We start from the raw sequence: 22,094 nt of genomic DNA, 5'->3' as shown, positions 1-22,094 counted from the left end.
TGCACCGACGAAGAACCGCCGGCCCAGAATGTCGCCGTAGAGAATCTGGGGGTAGGACGGCCCTTCATCGGTGAAGTTGTCGACGCCTGCGCGCAGCGTCAGCGGCCCGGTCTCGAACTGGGCGGAGATGCTGTGCGTCAGGTTGCTGTCGAGCACGGGGTTCGGATTGTTCTCGATCGTGGCGTCGAAGGCGGCCCTGGTCTCGTCGAGATAGAAGGCTTGGTAGCTCACGCGCAGCGGCCCCTTCTCCCAGTCGATGTTCAGGCGGCCCTGCCATTCGGGCTTCAGGTAGGTGTCATCGGTCCGCACGAAGGTTTCGCCCGTGACCGACGTCGTCAGCAGGGCATTGTGGGTCGCGTTCACGGCCACCCGGAAGTCGCCCCAGTCGCTGTTGGCCGGGCTGAAATCGTAACTGACCGCGTAGACTTCGCCGCGGTACTGGACCACGCCGGCGTTGAACGTCGTGGTCGTCCCCTCGATGATCGTGCCGCCCGGGTTCAGACCATCGGGATTGGCCAGCCGGGTGAAGGCATCGCACACCGCCGGATCGGGATTTGTATTGTCGTAGCAGCTGGCCGCGAAATCTTCGGTGGTGAACGGTGAAAGGCCGTCTTCCAGATCGATCTCGATCCGGTCGGCGCTGATCGTCAGGCCGGGGATGAACGCGGGCTGGAGGACGATGCCGTAGGTCGTCGTATCTGAAATCTCGTTGCGCAGATCGCCATTGCCACCGGTGGTAACCGTGGCCCGCTCGAAATTCTCGGACGGGCTCTGGAAGCTCGCCAGACGCTCAGCCGCGCTGGCCCCGGCGTTGGAGCCGTCGGCTGCGACCCCGAAGCCAGGATTGGCTTCGAACAACGCGAGACAGTTCGCGCCGCGGACCGAGGGATTGGGACCGCTGGTGATCCGATCGGCATCGCAAGGATCGCGGCCGACCGATGAAAGCTCGCTCCGCTGGGGCGCGAACAGCTGGGTCAGGGTCGGCGCGCGGAAGTTGCGGCTGCGCGATCCGCGCAGGGTCACACCCTCCACCGGCTGCCAGCGCAGGCCCAGATCCCAGACTTCCTCTTCGCCCGCGATCGAGTTGTCGACGTAGCGTCCGGCCGCACTGAATTCGAGCGTGCGGACAAGCGGCACGTTCATGGCGCGATCCACCAGCGGGACCAGCAATTCGCCGGAAAATTCGTCCGTATTGTACTGGCCCGACTGCGCAAGCTCCATCGTGCCGCCGCCGAAAAGGCCGAGACGGTTGGCTTCCAGCGGGAGGAATTCGGCGCTTTCGTCGCGATGTTCGTAAGCAATGCTGAACTGGGCGGTGCCGCCGGGCAGCCGGACGATATCGCCGCCGAACGTCGCCAGCAGGTCGATCTGTTCGTTGGTGTAATCCTGTCCGGCCCGCACGCTCACATATTGCTGCGCCTGGGCGCTCACATTGCCGTCGCCGAAGGGGTTGATCGGCGCGCAGGAGGGGTCGTCATTGGTCGTATCGGCATCTGCATTGATCGCACACACGATCGATCCGCCCGCCGACACGGCGTCGATCGCATTGTCGTATTTCGCGTTATCGACCTCCCAGCGCCGCTGCGCGCCTTCGACGCGGGCGTAGCTGCCCGAAAGGGACCAGTAGAAACTGCGCCATCCGGCCGAGAAATCACCTTCTACGCCCAGAACCCCGCGATAGGTGTCGGTCGTGTAGGTCTGCGTGTTCGACGGGGTGAGATCGAAGAAATACTTCGACAGGAAGATCGGAGCCCCCTGCGCAAAGCCGGGATTGGCGGCCGAGAGGGTCTGCCGCGCACTGTCGGACAGGAAAGGGTTGGCGGTGGTGAAGGTGATCGGGCCCGCATAGGTGCCGGCGTTCAGAATGGTCCTGCTCTGGCCCTGGGGAATCTCCTCCCCCTCAGTGCGGGCATAGAGCGCCTGCGCCTTGATGGTCACCGCATCCGTCAGGTCGTAGCTGGCGATGGCATTCGCCGTCAGACGTTCGACCCCGGTCCGCAGGCCGACCAGATTGCGATAGCTGAACCCGTCGCCGCCGCTGGCGAAGGGAATGCCGACATCCTCGCCCGGGTCGAATGCCTGCAGGCTGCCGTCCGGCGCGAACTGCAGCGGAACTCCGTTGGACTGGGTCAGGAACCTGGGAAACGGAGCGGGCGTGTTGAACAGCACGCCATTGGCATTGAATTCCCAGAACCGCGCATCGAGCAGTTCGCGCACCGAGGGGATGCCATCGGCCGGACCGGTGTCGTCCGGATTGGAAACGGTGAGGCGCGCCAGATTGGACAGCGAGCGATCCTCGAACCGCAGGATGGGGGATCTTGAATAGCCCACGTCCGCCGCGATGTTGCCCCGCCCGCCTGCGAAGTTGGTGCCCACGGTGCCGCGCAGGCTATAGGTGTGGTAGTCGCCGCGCGAGGAAATGCCGTTCTGCGCGTCGAGTTCGATCCCTTCGAAATCGTCTTTCAGGATGTAGTTCACCACACCTGCGATCGCGTCCGAACCGTAGACCGCCGCGCCGCCGCCCTGGACGACTTCGACCCGTTCGAGCAGCCCTAGCGGAATGATGTTCGCATCGACCTGAGCATCGCCCAGCCCGGACGAACTCGTCACCATGCGCCGGCCATCGACGAGCGTGAGCGTGCGGCCCGCGCCAAGACCGAAGAGGTCGGCGAACTGCTGGCCGGAACCGCTGCTCTCGCCGCTATTGTCGGCCTGGCTCAATTGCGGCGTGTTCACCGTCAGCTGGTTCAGAGCGTCGGCGGCGGAGGTGTAGCCACGGTCCTCCACGACTTCCTCTCCAAGGACCGTGATCGGCGTGCTTTCGTCGGCAACGTTGCGGCGAATGCGCGAACCCGTGACGACGATCATGTTGTCCGGGGATGCATCGGCGGCGGCAGGAACCTCTCCGGGAGCAATCTCGTCGGAAGTCTGGGCGGCGAGCGCGGTTGGCGTCGCCAGGATCGCGATGCAGGCCGACCCGTTCAGGAGCGCGAGGCGAACTGGGCTGCGGCGGCGGTCGATGAGATTGGCCATGATGATCCCCCTTGGGTTCCGTTGCAAAACTGGTCGCCGCTCTCCTATCGGCGCAACAACAGGTTTATGTCGGCGAGGCGGAAAAATCGTTGCGAAGGTCGGGCCTTTGCGCATTGTTTGCGCATATATATTGCGGCCACCCGAGATTGCGCGCCTTACGATTGCCCACTATTGCGGAAAGTGCGAATTGCGGATGAAGGCCGTCAGGTCGTTCGCGAATTCCCGCCGGGCTGCTGGAACATCGTACATCATATGGCCGCCGCGATAGCAGTGCAGAGCGATGCGAAACGCGATCCCGCCCGGCAGACGGGCGACCGTCGCCTCGTTCGCGGCGCAGCTATTAAGCGAATCGTAGATTCCGGCAGCAACGAACACCTGCATCCCGGGCGATTTGCGCATCGCGCGGATCGTCCAGGGCTGGGAAGGACTCGGCGGCCCCTCCCCCGCCATCGCACGCGCCAGCGATTCCTTCGTGATTTCGGCCTGATCATATTGCCAGCTCTCGCCGACCGGCAGGCTCTCAACCTCGATCCCCGCATATTGGCCAACGCGGTAGCCCAGCGTGTCGCGGTAATAGGACAGAACGGCTTCGCCACCCGACTGGTGATTTGCAGCGCCGATCACGCGCATGTCGAACACGTCGAGCGTTTTGCCCGGAATCAGACCGGTGCGAAAATCACGCGGAGAGACCCACAGCGTTTCGGGATCGACCTGATCGGGCCGCATCCCGTGGTAACGCGCCAGCCGGGCCGCAATCGCCGCCTTCTGCCCGGGGGTGAGCGATGCCGGATCGGCAAGCGCCGGATACCACTTTTCCCGTGCCCACCGCGTCGCCTGAGCGATTATCGCATCGCCTTTCGCCTGCAAGGCCGGATCCAGCCTCCCGAGGGCGAGCGCAGTCGCGGTGCGGTTGGGCAACGACAGCGCGCGAGAGAGCGCGCGGTTCGTATCCTCCCCCAGCGGTATCCCGCCCGAGATCAGGCCGACACCCGCGACCGGGACCCCCTTGTCGATAAGCGCCTCCGCCGTGCCCGCGGCGCGCCAGGTACCGAAGCTCTCGCCAAACAGGTACAGCGGCGCATCGCCGCGGCCGTAGCGTTCCAGAAACCGCATCACGAACTGGCTGGTCGCCGCAATATCGCCCGTCGTCGAATAGAGCCTTTCCGCATCGGCCGGCGTGCGCGCACGGCTGAAGCCCGTGCCGGCAGGATCGAGGAAGACGAGATCGCTGGCCATCAGCGGGGTTTCGGCATTCTCCACCGCTTCCCCCGCGCGGATCAGCATGGGGCCCATCGCGTCGAAATGCAGCAGGCGCGAATCCGCCCCCGGCCCGCCATTCCACACGAAGGACAAGGGGCGCTCCGCCTCATCGGTGCGCGCGAAATAGGCGGTGTAGAACAGATCCGCCGCGCCCGTGCCGCCCTCTCCCGCGACCCGGAGCGTGCCGACGCAAGCATCGTAGGCCAGCGGACCTTCGGACGTCTCGACCCGATGCTCTGAATGGATGGCGTCATCCGCACACGGTTTTGTTGCGGTGTGCTCGACCGGCACATTATGGCATCCCGCCCCCAGCAGCATCGCCGCCAGGCCGATCAGCGCCGCGCGACTTCCCCAGCGCGTGTTCATAAGTCGTCCTTCAAACTCGTTTCTGCGCAGAGCATTACACTGGTTAGCGGGGCAAAAATTATGCGTATGCAGACGATTTTTATCACCACCGCCGCCTCGAATGCAGTTCGCAGCCCCGAGCGCGATGAATTGAGGCATATTTATGCGCCAACGGAGGATTAAGCTGTCGCCATGACCGGCAAGACCAAATCCAACGCCTTCTCCCTCTCGCGACGATCCGTGTTGGCGGGCACCGCAAGCCTCCCCCTTGCGGCAACTGCGTCTTCTCGCGCTTCGGCCCTGAAGCGCCCGGCTGCCGCTCTCTTCGAACCGGCCGAGGGCGTCTATCTCGACAGCGGCACCATGCACCCGGTGCCACGGGCCGCGCACGCGGCGGTCAGGGCCTATCACGATACGCGCGCATCGGGCGCACGCTGGCCGACCGGCGAGGTCGAAGAGCGGGTCAAACGCTCCTTCGCCACGCTGGTGGGCGCATCGCCGGAAGAGCTGGCGTTCGTGCAGAGCACCACCGCCGGCGAACAGCTGGTGATCGACGCGCTGGGCATCCCCGAAAGCGGCGGCCGGATCGTGACCGACACGCTCCATTTCTTTGGCTCGTTCTGGATGTACCAAGAGCTTGAGCGGCGCGGCATGGAGGTCGTCTGGCTCAAGCCGGAGAACGGCCGGATCGATCCCGCCGCCTACGAAGCCGCCATCACCGAAGATACGCGGCTGGTCAGCCTGTCGCTGGTGTCGACCTATAACGGCTTCGAACACGATCTCGCCGCGATTACCCAGATCGCGCATGCGCGCGGCGCGATGGTCTATGCCGACATTATTCACGCGGCAGGCACGGTCCCGGTCGATCTGCATGCCAGCAAGGTCGATTTCGCCGCCACCGCGACATACAAGTGGCTGATGGGCGATTTCGGGCTCGGGTTCCTCTACGTCCGCGCCGACCGGATTCCCGAACTCCACCGCACCCGCTACGGCTACTACCAGCTCGCGAAGTTCCAGTCGCACGTCTATCCGTTCGATCCTCCCGGCGAGACCGTGGCCGACATGGCCCCGCGCGAGGACGCCGAGGGCCTGTTCGCGATGGGCACCCGCTCGCATGCGGTCATGGCGCAGCTCGACGCCTCGCTTCCCCTGCTGCTCGACCTGGGCGTCGATACCATCGTCGCGCGCCGCCGCCCGCTGCTGGAGCGGCTGCACGAGGCACTGCCGGCCAAGGGCTATCGCGTAGTGACGCCGCCCGAGTGCCGCTCGCCGCTGCTCACCTGCGCCTTCGAGGGGGCGTACGAGAGGCTGTCAAAGCCGCTGGCCGACGCGGGCGTGGCGATCACCCTCTCGCGCAACCGCTTCCGCGTCTGCCCCTCCTTCTTCAACACGGCCGAGGATATCGAGGCCCTGCTTGCTGCGCTGCCCAACCAGAACGGATGATCTCGTGACATCACTCAATCGCCTGTGCCTTACGCTCGCCGCCCCGCTCGCGCTCCTCCCCCAGGTCGTTGCGGCGCAGGAATTCGACCGGCCCATGCCGCCCGCTTTCCTGCAGGCCATGGAACCGATGGTGGAGCGCAGCGAAGCCACCGACACGGTCGTCACGACACGCCACCAAGCGCGCATCAACGGGCGCGATATCACCTACGACGCGATCGTCACCGAAACCCCGGTGGAGAATGCGGCGGGCGAGGATGCCGCAGTCGTTGTCACCTATGGTTATGTCGCACGCGATGCCGGCGATACGGCAGTGCGCCCCATCCTGTTCTTCTTCAACGGCGGGCCCGGCGCATCCTCCTCCCCGCTCCACATGAAGGCCTTCGGCCCGCGTCGGCTGGTCGATGATAGGGGCGAAGCGCGGCTGGTCGAGAACGAACACAGCCTGCTCGACGTCGCCGACCTGGTATTCATCGACCCGGCGGGGACCGGCGCGAGCATGCCCGTGGCGGGTGCCGATCCCGCCAGCCTTTTCTCGGTCGCTGGAGATGCGGCGGCTGTCGCGAAGGTCGTACAGGCCTGGCGCGAGGCCAATGGACGCACCGCCTCGCCTTTCGCGCTGGTCGGCGAAAGCTACGGCACCGCGCGCGCGCTAGCCATGCTCGACCAGCAGATGGAGGCGGACCTGCCGCTGCCCGACGGCGTCGCGCTTCTCTCGCTGGCGATCGGCGACACGTCCGGCCCCGTCGTCTCGGACGCGGTGCTCCTGCCCACCCTGGCTGCAGTGGCGTGGTATCATGAGGCGGTCGATCGCAAGGGAATGTCGGCGAACGAATGGTTCGACGCCGCCTGTGCCTTCGCGCAGACCGATTATGCCGCCGCGCTGATGCAGGGCCCGACGCTGAACGCCGATGCCAGGGACGATATCGCGCAGCGGCTGTCGGCGTTTATCGGCATACCGCAAGCCGATCTCCTCGCGTGGGACCTGCATCTGCCCAAGCAGGAGTTCATGCTCGGCCTGCTGGGCGACCGGGGGCTTCGCACCGGCCAGCTCGACGCGCGCGCCACCCGCGCGATTGCGGAATCGAACTTCCAGCCGCCCTTCGACGATCCAAGCATGACGCTCGGCACGCAGACGACGGCTGCAATCGAGAGCTACCTGGCCGACGATCTGGGCTATGCGGTGCCCAGCGCCTATCGCAGCCTCAATCTGGGCATCAATTTCCGCTGGGGCTGGGGCGACGGGCAGAACTATACCAGCGCCCGGTTCACGCCGTTCCTGAACGCGGCGCTCGAGCGCAAGCCTGCGATGGCGCTCTACACCTCCGGCGGCATCTACGACATCACCACCCCTGCCTATGCCGGCCTGTTCGCGCTGGACTACGCCGGTATCCCGCGCGACCGGCGCACGACGAAGTTATACGCAGCCGGTCATTCGGTGTTCGAGGACGAAGCCGGTCTCGCCGCGATGAGCACTGACATGCGCGAATGGGCGGCAGGATTGTCGGATGAGGGGCGGCCGGACGCCGACCGTTAGGGGATCAGAGGGATCAGCCGCTAACTGCCGTTTCATGTGGCCCGCCATCGCGACATCCGGTGTCGCGAACAGCCGTGCCGTGGGTCTCTGATACGGGTCCCAGGTCGAAGCACCGCGGAAACCGCAGCGCTGCTGGCTCTATCTGGGGCCAACGACCGGGATGTTTGGGGTACAACCGGCGCGAAAAGGACGGGCGCTGCCTCAAGAGAGGCTCTGTGCGAGCTAATTCTCTAGGCGCAATCCGTGCGTTTTTATCGGACGCACTTGTTGGGGGGCACAATCCCTCAATGCCTATCGCCTCCTGCGCAGCGGGCAGTCCAGGACGCGCGACCAGTCACCGACCTAATGCTTCGTACTGGTAGCCGCGTCGACCGCAGCCTTGAACTTTTCACCTGCATCTGCGGCGACGGTCTGTACCTTGCGTTCGCCGGTCGCGGGATCGGTCTGGTGAAACCGGAACTCTGTCCCCTTCAAGGGGCCGGAGATCAGATCCGCAATCATGATCTCGCGCTGGCGGTTCTGGTTGGTGGCGAACGGCGCGATCAGATCGACGAGCCACACGCGTTCACCGCTGTCCCACTCTTCTAGCGTCAGCCGGTTCTCCGGCTCGATCATTCCGCCTTCGAGCTTCTTTTCCGCTTCCGGCCCGCATTTGGCCCACATTGCGAGCCCCACCGGCTGATCGCCATCGCGAAACAGGTAGAACTGTTGCTTGAGCAGGGCGGGCATGCAGAGCCATTCTATGTCGCCTATCTGCATCGCCCGGTGCAGCGGCGACTGGGTCAGCAGCCAGGCCATCTCTCCCAGAAAATGCGAGACAGTGGGCACAGTGCCGGTTGGGGGCGCTTGGGTTGCCATAATGGTCCTTACGAGTAGATATCCGCCAGAGCATAAGGCGCATGCCGGTCGCGCTGCTGGTCTTCAAGCCCACCCAGCGGCCCAAAGGCCGCCATATCCTGTCGCAAAATTGCCAGTCTGCGTGAGATATCCGAATCTTCGCTGGCCATCTCTTCAGATTTCAGCAAAAGACCCCGTTCGGGCGCCATGGCAGAAGGCGTTTTCGACTCTGCGAAAAGCGCGCGTACTTCCGATGGCTTGGCGTTCCGATCCGAAGAAGGATAGTTCTCCAATTCAGACAGGTTGAGCGCCGGACGGTCGAACCCTTCCGGGACCGGGGCATCTAGCGAACCTTCGGATCGGGCAGGGGCTTCATAGCGGCTGAAGAAATCGTCGCTCAGAATATCCTGCAGGGTCAGCTCATTGTGCGGATAGTCGCGCAGACGATCTCCTTGCGGGTGTCCGTTCGGCACGCTTGTCGCGGGCTTGCGGGAGGGGACGAAGCCGAACGCCACATCGCCCATCGTCCCGGTAGACCCGTCGGCGCGATTGAAAACCGCCGTCGACAGCAACACGTTGCGCCCGACCTTGTCGGTATTCTGCGAGGCATTGGCCCGCAAGCGGATCGAGACGATGCCATGATCCGCGAGCGAGCGCAGCTCGCCTGCATCGCTGTGGCCGTCGTCATCGGCATCGACCCAGATTTTGAGCTCGCCGAAGCGCTTGTCGAGGATCGAGACAAGACCATCGCCATTGCTATCGAACGCGGCCAGCCCCTGCATCGCGCTGCGCGCTTCTGGAGCATCGAGATAGAACGACAATTCGCTTCCGTCATCGATCCGGCCGTTGTCGTTGCGATCAATGACCAGGAAACCATCGCGGCTCGTGGTCCAGCCCGTATCGTCGACCACGCCATCGCCATTCATGTCGAATCGCGCCTTCGTCTTCGAAAAGCGTCTGGTTTCGATGCCGTCGCGATCAAGGTCGAGCACTATTGCGTCGAGGTAGCCGTACCTCCGGTCTGACAACCGTATTTCCGAGAACGGGCCTACAGCCCCGGCTCGCGCATCCAAATCGCCGTTTGCCTTGCGCGGCATGATCGCCAGTTCGCCGCCCATCGACGCCACGCGATATTTCTTGGCCTTCCGGTCGAAGGTGAGCGCGGCGGGTCTGAATTCGAGCTCGGCATCGTCGGCACCGGTCAGCGCCGTCTTGTGCGTCGAGCTGTTGACCACATAGGCAAAGCCGGCATCCAGCACCGCGCCGACAGTTCCATCGGCGCGAGTGAATTGCGCCCGGTTGTACACGATGTTGCTGCCTGCGGTGACGGTTTCACCCGTGGCGGTGCCGACCAGGCTGATCGATCCGATCCCGGCCTCGGCCAGGCTGAGGAGCTCGCCCGCATCGGTCACGCCGTCGCTATCGCGGTCGAACCACAGCTTGAACTCGACGAAGCGGGCGTCGCTTGCATCGAGCAGGCCATCGCCATTGCTGTCGAATGCCGCCAGGCCTTCAAGGTCGGTTTTGGCCCCTTCCTTGTCATCAAGGAACGAGATTTCGCCAATGTCGTCGATCTTGCCGTTGCCGTTGCGGTCGAGCGCGAGGAGCGCGTCCCCGGAGGCAATCCAGCCCGTTCGCTCCAGTTCTCCATCCCCGTCCTGATCGAACAGGGTCGAACCTTTGGCCAGCGAGACCAGTCCAGACCCGTCGCCGTCGAAATCGAGGACAACCGGGGCCGCGAGCGCGTAGTCTTCAGCATCCGCCCCATTACCGTCGTTTTCTGCTTCCCCGCTCTCATCCCCATTCGAAGGGTCGGACGAATTCTGGAAGGGCATCTCCCCTGCTTCGGTGTGCACGACGCCATCCACCGAGACCCATTCGAGGGCCACGTCGTCGGGCAGGCCGGGCACATCCTCGTCTTCGACAGCCGAAGGCTCGAACGCGAAGCTGGTGTCGCCAACCACACCCGTGGAACCGTCCGACTTGAGATATTCGGTCGTCGCGTAGATCACGTTGTGGCTTTCCGCTAATTCTTCGCCGGTCTGATTGAGAGTCAGGTTGACCTGAACGATCCCCGCTTCGGTCAGGGTGCGCAGCTCGCCCTCGTCGCTGACGCCATTCTGGTTGATGTCCTGCCAGACAAGGAATTCGCCGAAGCGTTGGTCGCCCGCATCGAGGAGACCATTCCCGTTGGTGTCGAAGGCGCGCAGCCCCTCAAGATCGGTCAGCGCGTTCTCCACGTCGTCCGCGAACGAAATCTCGGAACTGTCATCGATCACGCCGTTACCGTTTCGATCGAGCGCGAGCAGCGCGTCATCGGCGGAGACCCAGCCCGTCTTGTCGGCAAGGCCGTCCTTGTCCATGTCGAACGCGATCGTGCTACCGTCCAGAGCGACAAGCTCGATGCCGTCACCATCGAGATCGAAGACGATGGGCAGAACCGCCGAAGTGTTGTGCCGTTTGAACTTGATCGTCACGGTCTCGTCACGATACGCGCCGGCGGCATCGCGCGAGCGGATGGTCGCCAGATAATTGAGCTGGAAGGACCAGCGGCCACCCAGCGTGGGGTGGTTCTTGATCCCACCCTCCCACTCGCCGTCACCCGGAAGCGAGAAGTACAGATTGCCGGCGGAAGAGCCGCTGCCGACCACGGTGACGTAGGGATAGCCCGTGTTATCGATATCGCTGCTGCCCCCGGAAATGCGGCCGACTTCCTCCATCGAGAAACCTACGATCTGATAGGAAGTGGCAGCCGCGCCGGTTTCTGGGTCGGTCGCGCCGATACGGCCGATATAGCCGACCTTCTGGTCGTCATTGACATAGAAGGTGCGTGCAGATGTTATGTTTGGCCCCTCGTTCTCGTCGAGGATTTTGGCGGTGAAGGTTCCGGTCACCGATCGGCCGAGCGTATCCGTCGCCCTGATCGACAGCGCCTGCGTGGCGAGGGAATGGTCGCGCACGGGCACGTAGACCACATAGGGATCCAGGGGTTCCTCCGGGAATAGGGGCTCCAAGGGGTCGCGCGGGTTCCCGCCGCCCCCACCGATGGGGCCGGGATAGACCCAGCGTTCCTCGTAACGCGTGGTCACTGCTTCGTAATCAGCGATGCCGGCCTTGAGCATCAGTTTGCCGTCGGAGGAGATGCGCCAGATTCCGGACTCGGTGGAACCGTCGGCGAAGGACCAGGTCATCGCGCGGCCTTCAGGATCGCGCAGCATGCTCGTCTTGAGGTCGAACGAAGGATTGTGAACCACGTTCGGCGCAGCCTGGATATTTTCCATGATCGAGCCGGTCCCGGCCAGCATCGTGTGCAGTTCGTCCACGTCGCCGATATTGATTGCGAAGGTGGTCAGCGACTGTGTGTAGCCGGCCGCCCCGGCATTGTCCCGCGCGGCGACCGTGTAGGATCCTTGCGAGCTGCCAGCCTCGTAGTCGAACACCGCGCGCGTTGTAATGGCTCCGGTCGTCGCATTGATAGCGTAGCGACCGTCGGCAGAGGTGCCGCTGGCCGTGCTTCCGTTCATGAAATAATAGCGCTGCTGCCCGAAGGCTGTCGCGGACGAGTCCGGATCGGTCGCGGTGACGGTCGTGACGAGCGTGCCCGCAGCCGAGTTTTCCATCACCGTCTTTGCCGTGATCGCGGCAAGTGCGTTCTGTTCGTTGACGTTATTGATCCCGATCGTAACGGTGCTCTGCGTCTGCGTGTAGCCCGCCGCACCCGCGTTATCGCGCGCGATGACGGTGTAGCCGACCGACGTGGTGCCCGCCTCGAAATTGAGGGCGGCCTTGGTCGTGATGCGTCCCGTCACCGCGTCGATCTGATAGCGTCCGTCGGACGATGTCGCGCTGGCGGTGCCTGCGTTGAGGAAATAGTATCGCTGTTGCCCGAAGGCGATCGTCGCCGAGTCCGGGTCCGTCGCGGCGACCGTGCCGACGACCGTGCCGACCGCCGAATTCTCGTCCACGTTCAACGAATAGCTCGCGGGAAGCGCGTTCTGTTCGTTGAGGTTGTTGATCCCGATGGTCACGGTGCTCTGCGTCTGCGTGTAGCCTGCCGCACCGGCATTGTCGCGCGCGATGACGGTGTAGCCGACCGACGTGGTGCCCGCCTCGAAATTGAGGGCGGCCTTGGTCGTGATGCGTCCCGTGATGGCATCGATCTGATAGCGGCCGTCGGAAGAACTCGCGCTGGCGGTAGTTCCGTTGAGGAAATAGTACCGCTGTTGACCGAAGGCGATCGTTGCAGGGTCCGGGTCGGTCGCGGCGACCGTGCCGACCACCGTGCCGACCGCCGAGTTCTCGTTCACTGTCCAGGCATAGCTGGCCGGCATGGCATTCTGTTCATTGACGTTCGTGACCGGCACCACGATCGCCTTGTCGAAGTAGTTTCCTTCCGCATCGAAGACACGGACGGTGATAGTGTTCGCCGCATCCCGGTTCGATGCCTCGAAATCGAGATTGCCTCCGCCGTTGTTCACCAGCAGGCGACGGGTATTGGCGGGATCGAGAACATAGCGCCCGCCAGCACTGTTGATCAGCTGGAAACTGGTGGGGGCCGCTGCGCCCTCTGCTGTATCCGGATCGATGGCTGACAGGAGGCCGACGAGCGTGCCGGTCGCGGCGTTTTCCGCCACCGATCCCGCAAGGCTGATATCCGTCGGCTTGCCATGCACGACGACGCTCAGCGCGGTCCAGCCGGATGTGCGGACCGAAGCGCCATCGCGTGTCTGGACGGCGAAACTCAGCGCGGCATTCTCGTGCCGACCCGCAGGAACCTTCAGCTTGAGCCCGCTCAGCTGCGCAGTGGTAAGGCGCCACCAACCCGAAGCCGATTCATAGGTGCCGGTGGCCACGCCCGACGCGTTGACGAGGCTGTACCCACTGGGCAGACCCTTGACGAGCACGTCGACTGCTTCGGAACCATCCGTATCCGGCGAAGTCGCCGCAACCGACAGTGCGATGTTCGACCCTGCGGCCCCGCCAATACTCGCAAGTTGCGTAAACGAGCCATTATCGGCCGTCGGCGCGATCGAGAGGGCAATTCCGCCCGCGTCGAGCGCGGTACGATTGGTTCCCCTGATCTGAGCCCGGAGTTGTAGCGGCAGGGTGCCGCCTGGCAGCAGGTGCGTGCTCGCATTGGGGGCAAGCGTCAGCGTGACCGTGCGGTTCCCGTTTGCGTCGGGCGACCCGTAGTTCACTCCGGTCACGTAGTCGCTCAGCGTCTGCCCGCCACTGGTATAGAGCGACAGATCGATGTTGCTCGCCGGAATGGTCACGCCCAGACCCTGCTCGTCGTCGAACCAGGCACGCACGGCGAAACTGACGGTCGTAACTCCGTTGTCGAGCGCTTCGGTACCGCTGATCGATACCGTATTGCTGATCTTGGGCGGGCCGAGGCGGCCCCAGTGATCTTCCAGCCCGTTGCGGAAGGATGGATCGCTGCCCCGGAGGCTCGCCATCTGCGCCTGCGTCGTCGGCCGGCTGGCGCTCGGGATCGATGCCATCAGCGCCACCAGCGCATCCACGTTCACGGGGATGGCCGCCCGGTCGACACCATCGGAAATGAGGTCGATCTTGAAATCGCCGCGGGCCGGATCGTTGAACCACCCCTCCACCGTCACCGTGCCGTCGACACCTGCCGTGCCGAGCATCTTGAGCCGCAGATCGCTGCCGACGCGCTCGAACCAGATGTCGCTGTAGAGGATCGAGCCGTCGAGCGTGAGATGGTCGAAATCGGTACCGGTCGCATCGAAGTTGCGGATCCGGTCGTTGCCCTGCCCCCGGGCGACGAAATAGGTATCGTTGCCGGTCCCACCGATCAGGATGTCGTCGCCGATGCCGCCATCGAGATAATCGTCGCCCGATTGCGCATCGAGCGTGTCGTTGCCCGCGCCGCCCAGCAGATGGTCGTCCCCGGCACCGCCATAGATCGTGTCGTTTCCGCCACCGCCCGACAGCACGTCGTCGCCGGCAGAGCCGGTGATCGTGTCATTGTAGCTGGAGCCTTCGACCAGTTCGATACCGGACAGGGTATCGCCTTGGGCGAAGCCACCCGCGCCGATACCGGTGGTCAGATTGACATTCACCGCCGCGGTCGAGCCAGCGTAGGTGACGCCATCGAAACCGGCGCCCCCGATCAGCTGGTCTGCGCCCGCTCCGCCGTCGAGATAGTCGTCGCCGTCACCGCCATCGAGCAGATCGTTGCCAGCGCCGCCGCTAAGGCCAGCGGCCGTGAAGCCACGCAGCGGGTCCGTACCGCTGGCACGCGTGCCTTCGTTGCCAGCCTCTCCATAGAGGATGTCGTTGCCATCGCCGCCATCCAGCAGATCGTCGCCCGCGCCACCGTAAAGCGTGTCGGTCCCCGCCTCGCCTTCCAGCCGGTCATTGCCGCTCCCCCCAAGCAGCAGATCATTGCCGGCGCCACCATACAGGATGTCATTGCCGTCGCCGCCGTCCAGATCGTCGTTGCCATCAAGGCCCGACAGCGTGTCGTTCCCGGCAAGCCCGCGAATAATGTCGCGGTTTTGCTGGCCGGTCAGCACGTTTGCAGCCGAGGTCCCCTCGACGATATCGTCCTCATTGGCGATCGCGAAAGAAAAGGCCTGTTCAAAAGACAGCGGGGCGGAGGATTTGTCCGTCGCGCGGATGGTCAGCGAGATCGTGGCGCCGTCGGTCTCGTAATCGAGGCTCTGGTTGGCGAGCAGGACGAGGCGGTTTGCGCTATCGACGGCGAACCGCGTGCTCGGACTGGTCGATCCGTTTTCGAACACTGCAAAGACCTGTTGCCCAGCAAGCTGGCCGGGTAGGTCGGGATCGGTCACGGCGACCGTACCCAGGATGACCGTAGGTCGTGCTGTACCCGACGCAACCCGATCGCGTTCGGCGATCGAGGCGGTCTTGCCGGTCAGCGCAATCGCGGTCTGACGCTGGTTCACGTCCTCGATGCGGATGGAGAAGGTTGTAGACTGGCCTGACGCCAGCTGTCCGTCGAAAGATTCGACGCTGCCTGTCAGGGTTACCTCTCCGAAACCGTCGCCATCGCTGTCGGCAATTGTAAAGCCTTGGGCGGCGAGCGTCTCGAAGTCCGGCTCGCCATTGAACTCGACGCGATTGCCGACGATCTTGAACCGGTTGCCCGGGTTGCCCTGCGCACCGGATGTAAACCGCAGGCTCGGCGTCGCGCCCCCATCGACATCGGTCAGCGCGAACGTCGCCACAGCCACGCCCAGATTGGACGCAGTGGTCCCTGCGACATGCTCCTGCGTCATGGCGAGAGATGCGGTCGCAACCGGTTTGTCGGGTGCTTCGTTCACATTGGCGAGAGCCACGGTGAAGGTACCGGTCGTCTTGGCACCATGTGGGTCGGTGGCGACCACCTGGATCGTGTGCGTGGCAGCGGCCTCGCGGTCGAGCAGGGCCGGATTGGCCACGCGAAGTTCGCCGTTCGGCAGAAGCGAGAAGCGCCCGCCCAGCGTATCGACCAGCGAATAGCGGACCTCCTCTCCCTCGACATCCACCGCCGAGAACACACCGATCAGCGTGCCGGCGATGGTCCCGCCACCCGGCGCACCCTCGTTCACCGAAAGCACGCCGTTGCCGCCCACCTTGAGCAGGCGCGGAGCATCGTTCACCGCAGCGATCCGCAATTCGATCCGAACCTCGACCGCCTGCCCATCCGCATCGGTCGCGATGAGCGAGAACGCATCGTCCCCGTTCACATCGGGAAACGGCGTGTAGGTGAAGGCCCCGGTAGCCGGGTCGAAGTTCGACAGCGCCCCCAATTTCGGCCCCGCCCCTTCCGCAACCGCGTAGCTGACGATGTTTCGATCGTGATCGACCACGCCATAATTGCCGTCCAAGATGATCGACGTGTCTTCGGCCAAACTGGCGGTACGCGGCGCATCGGGAGCGACAGGCGCAGCCTTCCCGCCGGCATGCCAGTATTTGGCAAGCAGCGCCGCGATATTACTGGGCATGGAGGACGGCGCCCCACCCCCGGCCCCGCCCGCTGCGGTCATCGCGTCGATCAGCGCCAGCGCGTCCGGATGGTCGAGGAAGATGGCATGGGACGCGGTCTGCACGGAATGGATGCGGGCCTGACCTCCCGAAACAAAGAAATCGCGCATGGTGATCGCGGTGTCGCCGCCGATCACGCTGATCCGCAGGTCGCTGCCCGAACGAGCGAACCAGAGTTCCTCGATCGCGACCGACCCGTCGAAGGTGACCAGATTGCCCACCGAGGTGTCGATGATCGTATCGACACCGGAAAACCGGTCGAAATGATAGGTATCGATGCCCGTCCCGCCCTCGAGCTGGTCGGTACCTGCGCCGCCCACCAGAGTGTCGTCGCCGGCATCGCCAATCAGGCGATCGTTTCCGTCTCCGCCGACCAGCACATCCTTGCCGTTGCCGCCACGCAGAAAATCGACACCCTCGCCGCCGCTCAGCTGGTCGTCGCCATCGTCGCCATACAGCGTATCGTCGCCCGCACCCCCGTCCAGCACGTCGTTGTCGTTGCCGCCGTAGAGATTGTCGGCACCATCGCCACCAGACAGCGAGTCTGCGCCATCTTCGCCTCTGAGCGTGTCGTTGCCGTCATCGCCCACGATGACGTCATCGCCACCACCGCCATTGATGATGTCGTTGCCGCCAAGCCCGAACAGGCGGTTGTTGCCCGCATTGCCAGTCAGGGTGTCTGCGAAGCCGGACCCGACAATGCTCTCGATGCCGGAAAGGACGTCTCCAAAGGCGTCCGATCCGGTCACCCCGCCTTGCGCGCCCGCCAGGGTCAGGTCGACCGTCACGCCAGCCGCCGAACCGACATAGCGTACCGTGTCGCCCGCGCCCCCATCGTCGGCGCCCCCGTCGATGATATCGGCTCCGGCGCCCCCTTCGATGACATCGTTACCGGCGCCGCCCGAAAGAGTGTCGTTACCCGCGTATCCGGCCAGCACGTCGTCGCCCGCGCCGCCTGAAAGTTGATCGGCGAAAGCACCATAGCGGCCGAGCATGAGATCGCCGGAGCTGGTCCCGGACCTGAGCTGATCGCCCGTCGCGAACACGATGCTGGCGAGCGAAAACGCAAAGCCATCGCTCAGCAACACGCTCTCCACCGCACTCTTGGCGAGCGACTGCCCCCGCAAGGTCACGCTCGATCCTGCCTGGCCGAGATGGCTGATCACCAGATTCTGCCCCGACCAGCCGAAGGAGAGCTGGTCGAGCGTGATGCCTTTGCCGAATTCGAGCGTATCGTCCCCGCCGTCGATCGACGCGTCGAAAGACTGACGGGTGGTCTGCTGGCCCGATGTACGCACGTAGTCATGCAGCCAGCCGGACTGGATATAGGCGGTCGGCAACGGTCGTGTCGGCACGCTCGACGAGGGATAGAGATAGGCGGAACTGTCGTAGACGACCAGGCCATCGGCGTTCTTGACCTGCAGCTGCCAGTAACGCCAGCCCGATCCCGGATCGATCGCACCCGTCGCCTGCCAGCGCGAAACGAGATAGCCATCGGCCAGCGTGCCGTCGGGGGTGACCGCCTCCTCGACGACGAAGGCGCCTTCGGCGATCACATCGGCCCCATCGCCGATGTTCCAGACGTAGCTGTCGTCACCCGTATTGCCGGTCAGCAGGTCGTTGCCGCGGCCGCCGGTCAATTCGTTGTCGCCGTCGTCGCCGCCCAGTTCGTCGATCCCGGCGCTGCCGATCAGATCCTCGATCGAATCGAATTCGTCGCCGCTCGCCTCGCCGGTGTTGGTGTGCATGGCCGACAGATGCACCTTCACCCCGACCGCGCTGGATGCGTAGCTTGCGGCGTCCTGCCCGGTCCCACCGATCAGGATATCGCGGCCAAGCCCTCCATCCAGAATATCATTGCCCGCGCCACCGTAGAGCACATCGTTGCCGGCTTCGCCCTTGAGCGTGTCGAACCCGGCATTGCCCGCCAGAATGTCGTCGCCGTCGCCGCTGGCGATGATATCGTCGCCCCCGCCGCCGGTGATCCAGTCCTGCATCGCCGAACCCGACAGCGGCGTCGCCATCGTCCCATCCGCTCCTTCGGTTCCGGCAATCAGGCGGCGCTTCGACGGATCGATCTCGAGGATGCCGGTATTGTAGAACGCCAGCTTCTCGATCCCGCCGGGCGCGAGGTACCAGTTCTTGAGCGTGAGCGAATCCGATGAGGCTGCGCTCTCGGCATTCTCATCGCCGATCCGAAGGACCAGATCATTCGAGCCTGCCTGCCTCTGCAGCACGATGTCCTGAATATTGATCCCGAGCCCGAACTCGATCGTGTCCTCGCCCGCATCTCTCGTGATAACGCCATTCGCGGGGGGCACGAAACGTTTCAGCTGTCCGGTCGTCGCATCGAAATCGAACCTGCCGACCCAGTCGAACCGCGGTTCCGCCGCCGTGCCGAGGTTCTTGTAGATGACCTCGTTGCCCGGTCCTTTCACCTCTCCGGTAGTCGGGTTGAAGGTGTAACCTGCGCCGGTATTCCAGACGCCCTTGGTCCAGACCACCTGCCAGGAGGCGGCGTAATCGTCGAAGGCGGTATCGTGCCCGTCGCCGCGCGAATACTTGAACGTATCATTGCCCGCGCCGCCCACCAGCAGGTCGCCATCGCCGCGCCCGCCGGCAATGACATCGTCATCATCGCCGCCATAGATGTCGTCGGCGCCATCATCCCCGGTGATCGCGTCGGCTCCGCGCCCCCCCATGAGGCGATCATCCCCCAGCCCGCCGATCACCAGATCGCGGCCATCGTCGCCCGCGACCATATCGTTGCCGGTCCCGCCGTTGCCGACGTCGTTACCCGCCAGCAGGTAGAGTTTGTCGTCGCCCGGCCCGCCATAAACGAAATCGTTGCCATTCGTGCCGATCAGCACATCGTCGCCACCGGTTCCGATCACGAAACTGGTGATATCGCCGATCCGGATTTCGTTACCATCGACGAATTTCAGCCATTCGACCCGCTTGAAAGGGTCGGAGAACCAGCCGCGCAGGGTGAGCGTATCCCCGGTCGGACGTTCGGCCCCGTCGGGGCCAATCTCCATCACATCGATAATCAGGTGCTTGCCGTCTACAGAGCGGCTCAGGCGGATATCGCCAATACCGATCCCGTAGCCGAAAGCGACGGCATCTTCGCCGCCCGCAATCCTGCCATTGCTGTTGAGAGCCCCCCTTCCGCTCCAGTCGCGCTTAAGCGACCCGCGCGCAATGGCAGCAAATCGCGCCGCGATCGGATCATCGATGTCGAGCCCAGGGAAATCGGCGGGGTTGAGCGCTGGTGCCGATGGCGCAGAGTCATCCTTGTCTTGGGCCTGGTCGGCCCCATCGCCGCGACGGAAGAGGTAGGTATCGTTTCCGCCACCGCCCCGCATTTCGTCTTCGCCCGCACCGCCCGACAGGACATCGTCCCCATCGCCGCCATAGAGCTTGTCGGCACCATCGCCGCCCTCGAGCCAGTCAGACCCCTCGCGACCGTAGAGCTCGTCCTCCCCAGCGCCGCCGTTCAGATAGTTGCCGTCGCCGCCCAGCCCACCGTTCTGCGCACCCGCATCAAGCCGATCGTTGCCGTCTCCGCCGAGCAGCCAGTCGTCGAGCCGGCCACCATAGAGAGTATCGTTGCCGTCCTCTCCGAAGACAGTATCGCCAAGATCCGAAGCACGAACGACATCATTGCCTGCGCCAGCTCTGATCACAGCGGAGACGCCGATGATCTCTCGACTGCCGTCCGCCGCGGCGTTGTTGATGATCAGTCCCGCAGTATTGGCGATCTGCGCGCCGCCTCTGGCGATCGGATTTCCGTTCTCGTCAGACGTCGCTCGGGTAAGGACGATCGTGTCCGAAGCGGCCGATCCTTCGATCGTGGTCTGGCCAGCAAGATCGATCGTGTCCCCGGAATAGCCCAGGAAATACCCGTTGGCATCGGATACCGACCAGAGACGTTCGTTGTTGGTGGCATCGAAACGCGCACCGACGGACGCAGCATGGACCGACACGCCGTCGATGACGCCGTCCGCCAATTCGTCGAGCAGGGCCGTGAAACCGCCCGTCCAGTCCGTTGCCGATCTCTTGTGCAAGCCAAGTTCCGCAGCACGTGTAAGCGTGACGAGCCAACTGGCAGCAAACGTACTTTCCGGTGCAGCCGACAGAAACGCACCGATCATATCTTTCTGTTCGAGAAAACGCGCGTACTCTTGGGCGACGATGATGTCGCCGAGAAGGGTATCCATCGAAAAGCCGCTCGCCGGACCGCTGTGGTTCGCCAGTCCCGCCCCGAGTGCCCGCTTGACGTAGATGTCGCCACCCACGATCGCTCCGTCGATATCTGCCAAGCCGAGAAAGGTGCCGTGAGCAATCAGCTTTTCCGCGCCGTTATTGCCGGAAAACTTAGCCGAAATCGCATCTTTGTCCGTCGTCGAATAGGGTCGGTAGACATAATCGCGCTTGCGCATGCCGTAATTGCCGGTCTGCACCGAGCCGGGATCGAGCAGCTTGCCCCCCGCCGCTTGAAGAACTGCGTTGAAATTGACCGAGACCGCTTCGGCAAGACCCTGCGCAGCCTGCTTGCTTCCGCCCTTTCGCGCATAGACGTTGGCGATCTGGAACCGGCCCTCGCTCTCGTTCCACACAACATCCGCGCCAGACCTCGGCGTTCCGCCGAAGATCGAACCGATCAGCCCCCCCAGCAGTGTATCGACGATCGTGACCACCGCGACGACGGCAACGGCGATGATCGGATTGGCTGCCGCAAAGGCAGCCGCGGCCTTTGCAACTGCTGCAAAACTGGCGGTGCCGATCGCGACGCCTTGCAGAGACGCAAGCGCTACGGTCGATGCAAAACCGGCGTAAATTCCTCCGACAGCTGAACCGATCTGTCCCCCGACCGTCTCGAAAGTCTTGATCTCCGAAGCGAGCTTGGACCCGATATAGGATCCCACGGCATTCGTGATCTGGGAGGCACTGCCGACACCATTGAAGATCGATACCGGATCGCTCGAGCCTACGTTTCCGGCGATGTTGGAGAGGATATTGTTGATCACCGCGCCACCGACCGAATTGGCGAGTTCGCCCGGGACCCCGTCCAGCCCTACCGCGTCGATCAGCTGCGCCGTCAGATAAGAGGACAGCGCCCCGACGCCCCCGCTGATCACGTTCTTGCCCAACGCGTCGACCAGCCCGTCGAGGCCGCCTCCGAGGAAATTGGTGGTGGTCGTGGTCGACCCGAAAATTTCCTTGTCTACGAATTCGCCCAGTGCGCCCAGCCCCGTCTTGAGTACCGCAGACGCACCGATCTGCCCGAACGGGTCATCCGTCAGCCGCCGGCCAAGCACTGCCCCCAGCGCGATTCCGAGCTGACCGCCATCGATGGTGGTGAGGCCCTCGACAATTCCTTCTGCGTACTCGAACAGTGCGTCGAATGGGGCAAACTCCATTCCGCCCACGACAATTGGCGGAATTTTACCCTCGAATTCCTTTCCGACCCGTATTAAATCCTTTGTGCCATCCCCATTCAAATCGACGAAGTCTTTTTTATCCACCTCATAGTGCGACATATCTGACCCCCACGGGCCATTCGCGGTAACATCGTAGTCGTCAGGTTGTCGGCGAAGCTTTACGAAGCCTTGGGCTTTTAAAT

The 22,094-nt window shown here is 63.8% G+C and carries 6 protein-coding genes; 2 read left to right on the top strand and 4 right to left on the bottom strand.

What is annotated here, in order from left to right:
- Positions 1 to 3,033: TonB-dependent receptor domain-containing protein (locus ACYQ0L_RS13395; protein WP_459789802.1), on the bottom strand; the 3,033-nt coding region annotated here is incomplete at its 3' end.
- A gap of 168 nt (positions 3,034 to 3,201) precedes the next feature.
- On the bottom strand, positions 3,202 to 4,659 hold the full coding sequence (locus ACYQ0L_RS13390; RefSeq protein WP_459789801.1) for a S10 family serine carboxypeptidase-like protein: 1,458 nt from the start codon (positions 4,657 to 4,659) through the stop codon (positions 3,202 to 3,204).
- Positions 4,660 to 4,830: 171 nt separating this feature from the next.
- On the opposite strand from ACYQ0L_RS13390, the gene ACYQ0L_RS13385 reads away from it, so the two are divergent.
- Both ACYQ0L_RS13385 and ACYQ0L_RS13380 read left to right on the top strand, forming a co-directional pair.
- Positions 4,831 to 6,081, top strand: a complete 1,251-nt coding sequence (locus ACYQ0L_RS13385) for an aminotransferase class V-fold PLP-dependent enzyme (protein ID WP_459789800.1) — start codon at positions 4,831 to 4,833, stop codon at positions 6,079 to 6,081.
- A 4-nt stretch (positions 6,082 to 6,085) separates the two neighbouring features.
- A complete protein-coding gene (locus tag ACYQ0L_RS13380) occupies positions 6,086 to 7,615 on the top strand; it encodes a S10 family serine carboxypeptidase-like protein (RefSeq protein WP_459789799.1) in 1,530 nt (509 codons plus the stop codon).
- Between the two features lie 342 nt (positions 7,616 to 7,957).
- Here ACYQ0L_RS13380 and ACYQ0L_RS13375 read toward each other — a convergent pair whose 3' ends face one another.
- Together ACYQ0L_RS13375 and ACYQ0L_RS13370 are read right to left on the bottom strand one after the other, a co-directional pair.
- A complete protein-coding gene (locus ACYQ0L_RS13375) occupies positions 7,958 to 8,473 on the bottom strand; it encodes a toxin-activating lysine-acyltransferase (RefSeq protein WP_459789798.1) in 516 nt (171 codons plus the stop codon).
- Positions 8,474 to 8,481: 8 nt separating this feature from the next.
- A complete protein-coding gene (locus ACYQ0L_RS13370; protein WP_459789796.1) occupies positions 8,482 to 21,891 on the bottom strand; it encodes a cadherin domain-containing protein in 13,410 nt (4,469 codons plus the stop codon).
- Between the last annotated feature and the right edge of the window lie 203 nt (positions 21,892 to 22,094).

Source organism: Alteriqipengyuania triglochinis (assembly GCF_054655655.1).
This window is presented reverse-complemented; position numbering and strand designations above follow the sequence as displayed.